Here is a 13302-nt window from a genome sequence, read left to right as displayed (position 1 = left end):
AATCAAAGAAGCTCCCGGCAGGGTTGCGAAAAGCAATAAGCAGTGGGAAAAATTTGCCTGTAAGTTCATTTGTGAAAATAACAATAAGGATTGCGAAAATTTATCATATCATTTATAATTGTACAGGAAGTAAGGCACAGGCCGCAGAAAGCCTGTGTTCATAAAATTTCACAATTTACGCAATCACGAAAGGGGATTTTATCATGGGTATCAGAAGAGTAGAAAATATGTGCGGCGGTAAAGGCCATGTGATCATCAAAGACATTCTTGAGGGAGACGAGCTGAAGGGAAAATGCGGACTTTATGCACAGGTTACCATTGAAAAAGGATGTTCTCTGGGATACCATGAGCATCATGGTGAGACAGAAACCTACTATATCTTAAGCGGTGAAGGCGAGTACGACGATAACGGCGTGAAACGCCCTGTAAAGGCCGGCGACATCACCATCACACCAGATGGAAAAGGACACGGTCTTACCAATGCAGGCGACACAGATCTTGTGTTCATGGCACTGATCATTTTTGACTGATCCATATAGAAGAAAACAGAAGTGAGACAGAAGAGCGGCCTTTTTGAAGAGGCTGCTCTTTTTACGACTGAGGCGTAACCTGTGTCGGAGTATAAATTCTGGGATGAAAGATTCTCTGTCTCAGATTGTTATTAAATGAAATGTATTAATTGTATAAACAAAAAATATTTTTGGATTTTTTTAGAAAAAATTGTTGACATACAAAAAGCACTTTGCTATACTATCACTTGTCGCAAGGGAGAAGATAAAGAATCCCGAAGAAATGCGATATGCGGAAGTGTCGGAACTGGCAGACGAGCAAGACTAAGGATCTTGTGAGCATTGCGCTCGTGTGGGTTCAAGTCCCATCTTCCGCATTTTTTATTTAGGAAACCTGCATCTGGAAAAGGATGCAGGTTTTTTGCTGCCTAAAAATATCTGTAAAAAAGGAATCCGGATAGAATATATCGTGTTTATATGTTATGATAGCGAGTATGACACATTTTGCAATGCCGGGCTGACCGGTGTGACCTTACATGAGGGACTGACGAAGATCGAAGATTGGGCGTTTCATGATTGCCTTAAGCTGAAAAAGATCCGTATTCCGAAATCAGTTACGAATATTGGTGAAATGGCATTAGGAATACGTTATAACAGTCAGCAAAACAAAGATATCCGCACTTAAAACCAGGGCCTTTACCGGAAAGCCACTGACCCGGGCACTCACCATAACCTACGGCGGTAAGAAGCTTGTAAACGGCAGGGATTACACCCTTACCTGGAAGAATAATAAAAACATCGGAACTGCATCCGTTACTATCAAAGGAAAAGGAAAATATAACGGTTCTGTTACAAAAAAATTCCGGATCACGGTTCAGAAAAACGCAGTCTATACAGTCAGCGGGCTGAAATATAAGATATCCAATGCAGACACATCCGGAAAGGGAACCGTAGTCTTTACCGGAACTACGGACAAGGCAGCAAGAAAGGCCCTTACGATCCCGACGAAACTCCTCCGTGTAAAGGGTGCCGGACCAAAGATAATCGTGACAAAATAACAGAAAAACCGAAAAAATAGAAAACTTTTGAAAAAAGGTGTTGACATACAAGATCCACTTTGCTATACTATCACTTGTCGCAAGGGAGAAAATAAAAAATCCCAAGGAAATGCGGTCATGCGGAAGTGTCGGAACTGGCAGACGAGCAAGACTAAGGATCTTGTGAGCATTGCGCTCGTGTGGGTTCAAGTCCCATCTTCCGCATTGGAAATTTCCAAGGAAATGCGATATGCGGAAGTGTCGGAACTGGCAGACGAGCAAGACTAAGGATCTTGTAAGCATTGCGCTTGTGTGGGTTCAAGTCCCATCTTCCGCATGACTTTAAAACAGAGCTGTGAATCGCAGCTCTGTTTTTGGCTATATGAAAGTAAATTATTGCCTGCCTGCACTGGTGAGAAGCTGAAATGGGAAGATCTGCGTGATATATTTGTATTCGTTTCATATATAATAGGATAATTTTGGACATCTTAAGGGCTGATCAGACCGTAACTCCAATATTATTTGAATTATTTTTTCAGAAAAGAGGAATTTGTGGTTTTGTGTAGAATATAATTAACAGAGGGTATTTTGTCGCCGCTGTTTGTCAGACTGTGGAGGAAATGCTTATGAACATCAGAGAGAGCATGGAACAGAGAGAACGGGAGCTTTTGAGTCCTTATGCTTCTCACAGCGCAGATACCAGAGGCCGGGAGCACCCGGAAGAGGAATGCGATGTGCGGACAACGTATCAGAGAGACAGAGACAGGATCCTTCACTGTAAGGCTTTTCGCCGTATGAAGGATAAGACACAGGTGTTTCTGGCACCACAGGGAGATCATTACCGTACCAGGCTGACACATACACTGGAGGTATCGCAGATCGCCCGGACTATTGCCAAGGCACTTCGCTTAAATGAAGATCTGGTGGAAGCCATCGCTCTGGGGCATGATCTGGGGCATACGCCTTTTGGACATGCAGGAGAGAGAGCACTGGATCAGGTACATCCGGGTGGCTTTGCACACTATAGGCAGAGCGTCCGGGTTGTGGAAGTACTGGAGAAGAACGGAAACGGGCTGAACCTTACCTGGGAAGTCCGCAATGGGATCATGAATCACCGCACCAGTGGAAATCCTTTCACACTGGAAGGACAGGTGGTACGTTTTTCTGACAAGATCGCCTATATCCACCATGATATGGACGATGCCCAGCGGGCAGGGATCATCACAGAGGATGATATTCCTGTCACAATGAGAACTTTTCTGGGCTATACCACGAGAGAACGGCTGAATACTTTCGTACATAATATTATAGAGAACAGTATGGGGAAAGACAGCATCTCCATGTCGCCGGATGTTTTTGAGGCGATGATGGAGCTTCGGGCGCTGATGTTCCGGAATGTCTATGAGAATCCGGTTGCCAGGAAGGAAGAGGATAAAGTGATCCAGATGCTGAGTGAACTGTACGGATATTATACTGACCATCCGGAGGCAATGTCCCGGGAATACAGGGAACTGGTGGAATACCGGGGAGTACCTAAGGAACAGGCAGTATGTGATTATATTTCGGGAATGACGGATCAGTATTCCATGGAGAAATTCAGGGAGATCTATATACCGAGAGCCTGGGAGGTCTATTAAATGGAAAAGAGGGATAAGCATGCGTTATTCAGATGACATCATAGAAGAAGTCCGAATGAAAAATGACATTGTAGACGTGATATCCCAGTATGTGAAACTGACACGGAGGGGGAGTTCCTATTTTGGGCTGTGTCCCTTCCATAATGAGAAAACTCCTTCCTTTTCCGTAACACCATCCAAGCAGATGTATTACTGCTTTGGCTGCGGGGCAGGAGGAAACGTATACAATTTTATCATGGAATATGAGAATTACTCGTTTGGTGAGGCGCTGTCACATCTGGCTGACCGGGCAGGGGTAGAGCTTCCGAAGATCGAGTATTCCAGAGAAGCCAGAGAAAAAGCAGAACAGAGAGCAAATCTTCTGGAGATCAACAAGCTGGCAGCACAGTACTTTTATTATCAGCTCCGGAGAGAAGGCGGAAAGACGGCTTACGGATATCTGACAGGAAGAGGTCTTTCCGAGGAAACCATCCGTAAATTCGGCCTTGGATATTCGGACAAGTATAGTGATGATCTGTACAAATATCTTAAGGGGAAGGGCTACAGTGATGAACTTCTCAGGGAATCCGGCCTGTTCAATGTAGATGAGCGGCGAGGCATGTATGATAAGTTCTGGAACCGTGTGATCTTCCCGATCATGGATGTAAACAACCGGGTCATTGGTTTCGGAGGTCGTGTCATGGGAGATGGCAAGCCCAAGTACCTGAATTCACCGGAGACGAAGATCTTTGATAAGAGCCGGAATCTTTACGGGCTGAATGTGGCCAGGACCACCAGGAAGAATTATCTGATCCTCTGTGAGGGATATATGGATGTGATCGCCATGCATCAGGCAGGTTTTACCAATGCAGTGGCGTCGCTTGGAACTGCACTGACCTCCGGACATGCAAGTCTTGTGAAACGTTACACCAAGGAAGTCCTGCTTCTTTATGACAGTGACGGTGCAGGGATCCGGGCGGCACTTCGTGCGATCCCGATTCTGCGGGAGGCGGGAGTCACGTCCAGGGTAGTAAGCCTGAAGCCCTGGAAAGATCCGGACGAGTTCATCAAGAACGAAGGAGCGGAGGCCTTTGAGGAACGTCTGGCCCGGGCCATGGACAGCTTTATGTTCCGTGTACATATTGCGGAACAGGAATTTGCCATGGATGCACCCCAGGGACAGAATCAGTTTTTTGAGCGGTGTGCCGGGATGCTTCTGGAGCTTTCCGATGAACTGGAGAGGAATCTTTATATAGAAGCCATTGTAAAGGAATACGGCCGCTATGGAGTGGGCACGGAGGATATCCGGAAAAGGGTCAACACGCTGGCTCTGAAGGGAACGCCTGCAGAGAAACGGATCCAGCCAAAGTCCGGGACTCCGGAAACAAAGAAAAAGGAATCCGCCGCAGACAAAGCACAGAAGCTGATGCTGACCTGGCTTGTAAATTATCCGGGTATTTTTGAACAGGTAGAAAAATACATTTCCCCTTCCGATTTTGTGGTACCGCTGTATAAAGAGGTAGCCCAGATGCTGTTTGAACAGCATAAGGAGGGAGAAACCAATCCGGGGAAGCTTCTCAATGCCTTTACAGACAGTGAGGAGCAGCGGGAGGTGGCATCTCTTTTTAACGCCACCATTCATCTGGAAAACGAAGGAGAACAGCAGAGGGCTTTTTCCGATGCGCTGCTGCGGATCAAGGAAGAAAGCCTCAAAGAAAAAAACCGTACCTGGGACCCGTCAGACATGGCCGGGCTTCAGGAACTGATAAAAGCAAAAAAAGAACTGGAAGACCTTGGAAGAAAGAGGCAGCAGCTGCATATTTCTTTCAATTAAGGATAAAATATAAACACTATATGGAGGTATAGAGCACCTATGGAAATGAATATGGCAAAATTCAGCGAGAAACTTGTAGAGCTTCTTGAACTTGCAAAAAAGAAAAAGAATGTGCTGGAATATCAGGAGATCAGTGACTTTTTCAAGGACTCTCCACTGGAAGTGGATCAGATGGAGAAGGTTTTTGACTTCCTTGAGGCCAGCGGTGTGGACGTTCTCCGTATCACAGAAAACAGCGGTGACGAACTCCTCCTTGATAACGATATGGATATGGATGGGATGGAAGATGAAGAAGAGGTAGAGCTTGATAAGATCGACCTCTCTGTACCGGAAGGTGTCAGCATCGAGGATCCGGTCCGTATGTACCTGAAAGAGATCGGTAAAGTCAGTCTGTTAAGTGCAGATGAGGAGATCGAGCTTGCCAAGAGAATGGAAAAGGGGGATGAAGCTGCCAAGAAACGTCTGGCAGAGGCCAATCTCCGTCTTGTTGTCAGCATTGCAAAGCGTTATGTTGGACGTGGAATGCTGTTCCTCGACCTGATCCAGGAGGGAAATCTTGGCCTTATCAAAGCTGTTGAAAAATTTGATTACAGAAAAGGCTACAAGTTCAGTACCTATGCAACCTGGTGGATCCGTCAGGCTATCACAAGAGCCATTGCAGATCAGGCACGTACCATCCGTATCCCTGTGCATATGGTTGAGACCATCAACAAGCTGATCCGTGTTTCCCGTCAGCTGCTCCAGGAGCTTGGACGTGAACCTACGCCGGAGGAAATCGCTGAGGAGATGGACATGCCGGTAGACCGTGTGCGTGAGATCCTTAAGATCTCCCAGGAGCCGGTATCTCTGGAAACTCCTATCGGTGAGGAGGAAGACAGTCATCTTGGCGATTTCATTCAGGATGATAATGTTCCGGTACCTGCAGATGCAGCTGCATTTACACTTCTGAAGGAGCAGCTGGTAGAAGTCTTAAGTACGCTTACTGACCGTGAACAGAAGGTTCTCCGCCTCCGTTTCGGACTGGACGACGGACGTGCCAGAACTCTGGAGGAAGTTGGTAAAGAGTTCAATGTCACAAGAGAGCGTATCCGTCAGATCGAGGCAAAAGCTCTGCGCAAGCTGCGTCATCCCAGCCGCAGCCGCAAGCTGAAGGATTATCTTGACTGATAAAAATATATCCGTACAGCTTTCCATGCGTCTTCGTACCATTGCCGGTATGGTAACAAAAGGAAATCGGCTGGCAGACGTAGGATGTGACCATGGCTATCTGTCGATCTGGCTTGTCAGTGAAAAAACAGTTCCGTCAGCCATTGCCATGGATGTACGTCCGGGACCGCTTTCAAGAGCCAGGGAGAATATTACCCGTTATGGCCTTGAAGATTACATAGAGACCCGTTTGAGCGACGGGCTTGCGAAGCTTGAGCCGGGAGAAGGTGATACTCTGGTGATTGCGGGAATGGGTGGTCCTCTGATGGAAAGGATATTAAAGGCTGGAGCGAAGGTCCGGGAGGGGTTTCAGGAACTGATCCTGCAGCCTCAGTCGGACCTTCCTCATTTCCGACATTTTCTTTCTGAGATCGGCTGGGAGATCGTAAGGGAAGAAATGATAAAAGAAGACGGAAAATTTTATCCCATGATGAAAGCGGTACGTAACAATTCGGGAGAAAAGACTGTTTACACAGAGGAAGAGGCCTGGTTTGGACCTCTCCTTCTGAAAAAATGTCACCCGGTCCTTAAAGAGTATCTTCTCCGGGAGGAAATGATCCGTAAGAAAATACTTGCCGGTCTTTCCGGGGCAGAGTCTGTTTCCGCAAAAACTCGTCTGGAAGAAGTAAAGGAGGAAATGGAGCTGATCCATACAGCTCTGAAACGATATGAAAGCATATGAACTGATCGAATGGCTGAATGCGCACCATCCGCAAAAATTTGCGGAGGACTGGGATAATGTGGGACTGCTGGTGGGAGATGACCAGAAAGAGATTTCCCATGTATTTCTTGCGCTGGATCTTACGGAACCGGTGTTGGATGAGGCGGTGGCTGCTGGTGCGGATATGATCCTTACCCATCACCCAATGATCTTTTCCGGAATCAAAAAGATCAACAACCATACCTTTACCGGAAGAAAGATCCTCCGTCTGATAAAGGAGGATATCCCGTATTTTGCCATGCATACCAATTATGATGTGATCGGAATGGCAGATTTAAGCGCAGAGCATCTGAAGCTTCAGGATACAAGGGTGCTTACAGTTACCGATGAATCCGGGGAGCAGCCGGAGGGGTTTGGAAGAGTAGGAAAGCTTCCCCATGTTATGACTCTTGGTGAGTTTGGAAAATATGTAAAAGAATGCAATCATCTTCCGGATGTGCGGGTTTACGGTGATCTGGATCGGAAGATCGAGACTGTGGCGATCTGTACAGGAAGCGGAAAGAGTATGATCGGTGATGTAATGGCCGCCGGTGCGGATGTATATGTGACCGGAGATATTGATTATCATACTGCCATTGATACTATGGCAGATGGTCTGGCGATCGTAGATGCCGGACATTACGGTACGGAGTATATTTTTGCGGAAGCTATGGAGAAGGAACTGAATGAGGTATTCTCTGCGCTTAAGACAACCTGCGCCAGTGTGAAAAATCCATATACTGTTTTGTAAAAGCGGATTGCAAAAAGTGCCTGTATTCATGAATATGTAGCGGGACGGAATACGATTATCCGTTTCGGAAAAATGAATTGTGAAACACATGGCTGTCCGAAAAATCGGGCAGATGTATAAATATATAAGCCTGTGGAGGGGATCGTTATGGAACAGACAATGATTAAAGTGACCATAAACGGAGAAACAAGGGAATACCCCAAAATGACACCGTATTCTGAGATCATAAGGGATTATGAGGGCAAAACAGAGTATCCGGTGATCCTTGTGACTGAGAACGGAAAGCTCCGTGAGCTTCACAAGAAGCTTCAGCATGACTGTACACTGGGATTTATAACCGCAAAGGACAGTGCCGGTCGAAAAACCTATCGGAGAAGTGCGATTTTTATTCTTTTGAAGGCAATTTTTGATGTAGCTGGAAAAGAGAATGTGGATCATGTTGTGATCCATTATTCTATTGGAAATGCTCTTTATTTTACCATGAAAGGCAGTGCTACCCTGGATCAGGAGCTTCTTGACCGGGTAAAAGTGCGGATGCGGGAACTGGTAGACCGGAAGCTTCCGATCTGCAAACGCAGTGTCAGCACGGATGATGCCGTTTCCATGTTCCACAGGCATCATATGTATGATAAAGAAAAGCTGTTCCGTTATCGACGGGTTTCCAGAGTGAATATTTACAGCCTGGAAAATTTCGAGGATTATTTTTACGGATTTATGGCACCGGATACCGGCTATGTGAAGTATTTTGATCTGCAGCTTTATGATGAAGGCTTTGTGCTGATCCTTCCGAGGCAGAAGAACCCGGATGTGCTGGAGCCTTTTGAACCCCAGGATAAGATCTTCCATGTGCAGAAGGAATCGGAAGAGTGGGGCGATAAGCTGGATGTTGTCACTGTGGGAGATCTCAATGACCGGATCACAAGAGAAGGGGTGCAGAGCCTGATGCTGATCCAGGAGGCACTCCATGAGGCCAAGATTTCTTCGATTGCCGAGGAGATCCGGAGAAGGGGAAATGTAAAATTCGTAATGATCGCAGGCCCGTCTTCTTCCGGAAAGACCAGTTTTTCTCACAGATTATCTATTCAGCTTTCTGCTCATGGTCTGAAGCCGCATCCCATTGCTGTGGATAACTATTTTGTGGATCGTGAACATACGCCGCTGGATGAATTCGGAGAAAAGAATTATGAGTGTCTGGAAGCCATTGACACGCAGCAGTTTAATGAAGATATGCTGAATCTTCTTTCGGGAAAAACCGTGGATCTTCCTACATTTAATTTCAAGACCGGATGCAGGGAATACCGGGGAGACCAGCTTCAGCTTGGAAAAGATGATATCCTGGTCATTGAGGGCATTCACGGGCTCAATGATAAGCTGAGTTATGCCCTTCCAAAAGAGAGTAAGTTTAAGATCTATATCAGTGCGTTGACACAGCTGAATATTGATGAGCATAACCGGATTCCCACAACGGATGGAAGGCTGATCCGCCGGATTGTCCGCGATGCACGTACACGTGGAACTTCCGCAAAGGATACCATTGCAAGGTGGCCTTCTGTACGGAGAGGCGAGGAGCAGAATATTTTTCCGTTCCAGGAGGAAGCAGATGTGATGTTTAATTCTGCTCTTGTGTATGAGCTTGCCTGCCTGAAGGTTTATGCGGAACCGCTGCTTTTTGGAATTGACAAGAGTGAACCGGAGTATCAGGAGGCGAAGCGGCTTTTGAAGTTCCTGGATTATTTTGTGCCGGTGCCCAGTGAGGGTGTTCCGTTTAATTCGCTTCTGAGGGAGTTTATTGGCGGTAGTTGTTTTAATGTATAAATTAATTGTATGAATAAAAAAAGCTATATGTAGATATAAGGCTCTATGCAGTGCAGATATCGGTTGGCACAAAGATGAGAAGATTAGGATTTCTCTGTGCATAAGATCTGTGGTGTGTGGAGCCTTTTGAGTGTGAATCGGAAAAGTTAAAGTCCTCTGTGGTGCTGCGGATGGATGAAGGGATTTACAGGACTTAAAGGGAAGGGAAAATGATCATGAAAGAAAAAGTACAACTGACAAAACTGGCTCCAAACTGTGGCTGTGCAGCTAAGGTAGGACCGGGGACTCTGGCGGGAATTCTTGGCGGGCTGCCAAAGTTCTGTGATTCGGATCTTCTGGTTGGAACGGACACTTCGGATGATGCTGCAGTTTACCGGGTGAGTGATGATCTGGCGCTGATCCAGACACTGGATTTTTTTACGCCTGTGGCAGATGATCCTTATGATTTCGGGCAGATCGCGGCGGCCAATGCGTTGAGTGATGTATATGCTATGGGTGGAACTCCAAAGACGGCTTTGAATATTGTGGCGTTTCCGAAGGATATGGATGTGGAGATCCTCGGAGAGATCCTGCGTGGTGGTGCAGATAAGGTGATGGAGGCCGGGGCGGTTCTTGCCGGTGGCCATACGATCCAGGATGATACACCAAAGTATGGGCTCAGTGTGACGGGTTTTGTACATCCGAGGAAGTTCTGGCAGAATTTTGGAGCGCAGACCGGGGATAAGCTGATCCTGACGAAGGCGCTGGGTGCGGGGATCGTGAATACGGCGATCAAGGCGGATCTGGTGACGGAAGGTGCACGTAAGGCGGTTTTGGCTTCCATGAAGAAACTGAACCGGGATGCCTGTGAGGGTTTTAAAGAGTTTGAGGTTCATGCCTGTACGGATGTGACGGGGTTTGGTCTTGGGGGACATGCTACGGAGATGGCTGTGGCCAGTGACCGGACGGTTGTGATCGATACGGAGAAGCTGCCGGTGCTTCCGGATGTGAAGGAGTTTGCTTCTATGGGATTGATTCCGGGTGGGGCTTACAGGAACCGGGAGTTTGCTGAGAAAACCGGAGTGAAAAGTGTGGCAGAGCTCTGGCGGGAGGATCTGGTGTTTGATCCGCAGACTTCTGGGGGATTGCTGGCGGCGGTTCCGGAGAGGGATGTGCAGGAGATTATGAAGCGGCTGGATGCGGCTGGTCTGCAGGCTGGGGTGATCGGTGAGATTGTGGATCGGCAGGAGTGGACGTTGGTGCTCCGGTAGGAAATTAATTTACGAACAAATGTTTGGACGATAACGTCAGAGTGGATGGTTGCGTAGGGGGATACTGCTGGGGAAAGTGGTGGAAGCAGAATGACGGATGGCGGATGGCGGACAACGGACGCCTGGGGGAGAGGATATCGGTCCGGGCAGGGACTCCGTCGGGGGATACTACTAGGACTCCGTGAGTCGGCTAAAAGCATTGCGGCAGGGCCAGAACTCGCCGTTGGCTCAGACAGCTGACCCTGCCACAATAACGCCGACTCACGCAGCCCAAGTAGTTATCACCCCTCCTCCGCAGCAGCCCAAACCGATATCCTCTCCCCCAGGCTGGTGCATCCAGCTGGTAGGAAAAACATAAAATGTGCGGAGAGTATGGTTGTGAGATGCAGAACAGGAAAATTACTGTTTACTGATAATATTCCGCGAGGTGTTTTTTGTGAGCGAAGGTCACAGAAAACCCGAGTCATACTGCGCGAATTTATGTGATTAGCATAAATTCTGTGCATCGCGAAGCGTGTTACTGAGAATGGAGTGAACAGTAATTCAGGAAATATAGGCTCTGTATTTTTTTAATATATGTTTGCCTGGGGGATAAAAGCATGGTATTATCATATGAGCGGAAATTGAGAAGACATAAAGAAAGAATATGAAAAATGTGACGGGAAAGGAAGAATTATGGAGAAACATAAACATGAGAGGAGTACATTTTCCGGGAAGATCGGATTTGTAATGTCTGCAGCCGGTGCTTCGGTAGGGCTTGGGAATATATGGAGATTCCCTTATCTGGCGGCAAAGTACGGCGGTGGAATTTTTTTACTGATCTATATCATTCTGGCATTGACCTTCGGATATTCTATGATCGTGGCAGAGACAGCTCTGGGACGTATGACAAAGAAAAGTCCGGTAGGTGCGTTTGGAACTTTTGGTAAATCAAAGTGGCTGTCTTTGGGCGGTTGGATCAATGCGATCATACCGGTTCTGATCGTGCCGTATTATTCCGTGATCGGTGGCTGGGTAATTAAATACCTGGTGGAGTATGTAAAGGGAGGCAGTCAGACTCTTGCCGAAGACGGATATTTTTCTGCTTTTATAGCGGATGGATTTTCTACAGAAACCTGTTTCCTGTTTTTTACACTGCTTACGCTGGTGATCATTTATGCAGGTGTGCAGAATGGCGTGGAACGAGTTTCCAAAGTAATGATGCCGATACTGGTATTCTTGTCTGTGGTCATTGTCATTTATTCGGTAACGAGGCCAGGAGCACTGGAAGGTGTGAAATATTTTCTGATACCAAATATCAAAAACTTCTCCTGGATGACAGTGGTTGCGGCAATGGGACAGATGTTTTATTCTCTGTCGATCGCAATGGGTATTCTGGTAACTTTTGGTTCTTATATGAAAAGTGATGTATCTATTGAAGGGTCTACACAAAATGTAGAAATTTTTGACACAGCGATCGCAATGATGGCAGGTCTGATGATCATTCCGGCTGTGTTTGCATTTTCCGGTGGAGATCCGGATACGTTACAGGCGGGACCGGCACTGATGTTTATTACGATTCCGAAGGTATTCGCAAGCATGGGATTTGGAACTCTGGTTGGAATCCTGTTTTTTATACTGGTTCTCTGTGCAGCTCTGACCAGTTCTATTGCACTGACTGAGAGTGCAGTATCTACTTTTCAGGATGAACTGAAATGGGGGCGCAAGAAGGCGACAGTATTTGTCGGAATTATCATGGTTGTTCTCGGAAGTCTTTCTTCTCTTGGCTATGGTCCTCTGGCGTGTGTTAAGATCATTGGAATGCAGTTCCTTGATTTCTTTGATTTCCTGACGAACTCTGTCATGATGCCGATTGCAGCGATTGCTACCTGTCTTCTGATATCCAGAGTAGTTGGTACAAAGAAGATTGAAGAGGAAGTACTGCAGGAAGGTGGTACTTTCCGCAGAAAAAGAATCTTTAATTTTATGATCCAGTATCTTTGCCCAATCTTTGCGGCGATCATTCTTTTCAGTTCTGTGGCAAATGCATTTGGATGGATTTCCATGTAAAAGACATAGGAGACCAGGAAAATTCCAACTTTACAAGTCTATACACCTGTGTTAAAATAGCAGGTGCGCAGCCAGGCCAGGTGATCGCGGCTGGACAGACGAAAGGGTCCAGACGAGGAAAGTCCGGGCTTCACAGGGCAGGATGCCGGATAACGTCCGGTGGAGGTAACTCCCAGACCAGTGCAACAGAAATAAACCGCCCCGTTTTGCGGGGTAAGGGTGGAAAGGCAGTGTAAGAGACTACCGCCGCTGTGGTAACAGAGCGGGCACATGTAAACTCCATTCGAAGCAAGACCGAGAAGAAAGCCATACGGCGGCCCGTCGTGCTTTCAGGTAGGTCGCTGGAGCCTTCTGGCAACGGAAGGTCTAGATAGATGATCACCCAACGACATAACCCGGCTTATCGGTCTGACTGTGTATGATAATAAGCACATAATAAAAGCAACTGTATTTTGCAGATCTGATCTGTGAAATATCAGTTGCTTTTTTGTGAAAAAACTTTTCTATGAAAACACAGCGCCCGGTCCCCGCGTCG

At 46.9% G+C, this 13302-nt stretch carries 10 protein-coding genes, 3 tRNA genes and 1 other RNA gene; all 14 read left to right on the top strand.

Translation table 11 applies throughout. The features are described from left to right. The first annotated feature begins 203 nt into the window (after window positions 1-203). The 14 genes from V9W66_RS03405 to rnpB all read left to right on the top strand — a co-directional run bounded on the left by V9W66_RS03405 (window position 204) and on the right by rnpB (window position 13186). Entirely contained in the window at window positions 204-530 is a 327-nt protein-coding gene (locus V9W66_RS03405; protein WP_144095222.1) for a cupin domain-containing protein, read from the top strand. A gap of 271 nt (window positions 531-801) precedes the next feature. Beyond that, window positions 802-886, top strand: a tRNA-Leu gene (locus V9W66_RS03400). Window positions 887-930: 44 nt separating this feature from the next. Then, complete coding sequence (locus V9W66_RS03395; protein WP_186290107.1) at window positions 931-1194, top strand: leucine-rich repeat protein; 264 nt, start codon at window positions 931-933, stop codon at window positions 1192-1194. Between the two features lie 492 nt (window positions 1195-1686). After that, window positions 1687-1771, top strand: a tRNA-Leu gene (locus tag V9W66_RS03390). Window positions 1772-1798: 27 nt separating this feature from the next. Then, window positions 1799-1883: transfer RNA gene (locus V9W66_RS03385), tRNA-Leu, on the top strand. Between the two features lie 289 nt (window positions 1884-2172). Then, window positions 2173-3183, top strand: a complete 1011-nt coding sequence (locus tag V9W66_RS03380; RefSeq protein WP_015525757.1) for a deoxyguanosinetriphosphate triphosphohydrolase — start codon at window positions 2173-2175, stop codon at window positions 3181-3183. 19 nt (window positions 3184-3202) lie between these two features. Beyond that, entirely contained in the window at window positions 3203-4996 is a 1794-nt protein-coding gene (gene dnaG / locus V9W66_RS03375) for a DNA primase (protein ID WP_144095218.1), read from the top strand. Window positions 4997-5035: 39 nt separating this feature from the next. Then, complete coding sequence (rpoD, locus tag V9W66_RS03370) at window positions 5036-6163, top strand: RNA polymerase sigma factor RpoD (RefSeq protein WP_021651146.1); 1128 nt, start codon at window positions 5036-5038, stop codon at window positions 6161-6163. Next, on the top strand, window positions 6156-6884 hold the full coding sequence (locus tag V9W66_RS03365) for a tRNA (adenine(22)-N(1))-methyltransferase (RefSeq protein WP_330575410.1): 729 nt from the start codon (window positions 6156-6158) through the stop codon (window positions 6882-6884). The genes rpoD and V9W66_RS03365 overlap by 8 nt, the downstream gene beginning before the upstream one ends. After that, on the top strand, window positions 6871-7653 hold the full coding sequence (locus V9W66_RS03360; RefSeq protein WP_144095216.1) for a Nif3-like dinuclear metal center hexameric protein: 783 nt from the start codon (window positions 6871-6873) through the stop codon (window positions 7651-7653). Before V9W66_RS03365 ends, V9W66_RS03360 begins: the two co-directional genes overlap by 14 nt. Before the next feature lie 147 nt (window positions 7654-7800). Beyond that, entirely contained in the window at window positions 7801-9468 is a 1668-nt protein-coding gene (locus V9W66_RS03355; protein WP_186290106.1) for a nucleoside kinase, read from the top strand. 215 nt (window positions 9469-9683) lie between these two features. Then, the gene (selD, locus tag V9W66_RS03350; protein ID WP_330575409.1) at window positions 9684-10718 is read left to right on the top strand and encodes a selenide, water dikinase SelD; all 1035 of its coding nucleotides are present in this window, start codon (window positions 9684-9686) and stop codon (window positions 10716-10718) included. Between the two features lie 675 nt (window positions 10719-11393). After that, window positions 11394-12767 carry a sodium-dependent transporter gene (locus V9W66_RS03345; RefSeq protein ID WP_144095212.1) on the top strand — a complete coding sequence of 458 codons (1374 nt, stop codon included), beginning with the start codon at window positions 11394-11396 and terminating at the stop codon, window positions 12765-12767. A gap of 68 nt (window positions 12768-12835) precedes the next feature. Continuing rightward, window positions 12836-13186, top strand: an RNA gene (gene rnpB, locus V9W66_RS03340) — RNase P RNA component class A. The last annotated feature ends 116 nt before the right edge of the window (window positions 13187-13302 follow it).

This window comes from Blautia massiliensis (ex Durand et al. 2017), assembly GCF_051861785.1.
Taxonomy (GTDB): Bacteria; Bacillota; Clostridia; order Lachnospirales; family Lachnospiraceae; genus Blautia_A; species Blautia_A luti_A.
Note: the sequence above shows the minus strand (reverse complement) of the source record. Positions and strands in the feature narration are given on the sequence as shown.

What these genes read in the sequence shown, in the direction of transcription:
- V9W66_RS03360 (WP_144095216.1), top strand. Translation starts at nt 6,871, where the DNA reads ATGAAAGCATATGAACTGATCGAATGGCTGAATGCGCACCATCCGCAA.
- V9W66_RS03380 (WP_015525757.1), top strand. Translation starts at nt 2,173, where the DNA reads ATGAACATCAGAGAGAGCATGGAACAGAGAGAACGGGAGCTTTTGAGT.
- V9W66_RS03345 (WP_144095212.1), top strand. Translation starts at nt 11,394, where the DNA reads ATGGAGAAACATAAACATGAGAGGAGTACATTTTCCGGGAAGATCGGA.
- dnaG (WP_144095218.1), top strand. Translation starts at nt 3,203, where the DNA reads ATGCGTTATTCAGATGACATCATAGAAGAAGTCCGAATGAAAAATGAC.
- V9W66_RS03355 (WP_186290106.1), top strand. Translation starts at nt 7,801, where the DNA reads ATGGAACAGACAATGATTAAAGTGACCATAAACGGAGAAACAAGGGAA.
- rpoD (WP_021651146.1), top strand. Translation starts at nt 5,036, where the DNA reads ATGGAAATGAATATGGCAAAATTCAGCGAGAAACTTGTAGAGCTTCTT.
- V9W66_RS03405 (WP_144095222.1), top strand. Translation starts at nt 204, where the DNA reads ATGGGTATCAGAAGAGTAGAAAATATGTGCGGCGGTAAAGGCCATGTG.
- selD (WP_330575409.1), top strand. Translation starts at nt 9,684, where the DNA reads ATGAAAGAAAAAGTACAACTGACAAAACTGGCTCCAAACTGTGGCTGT.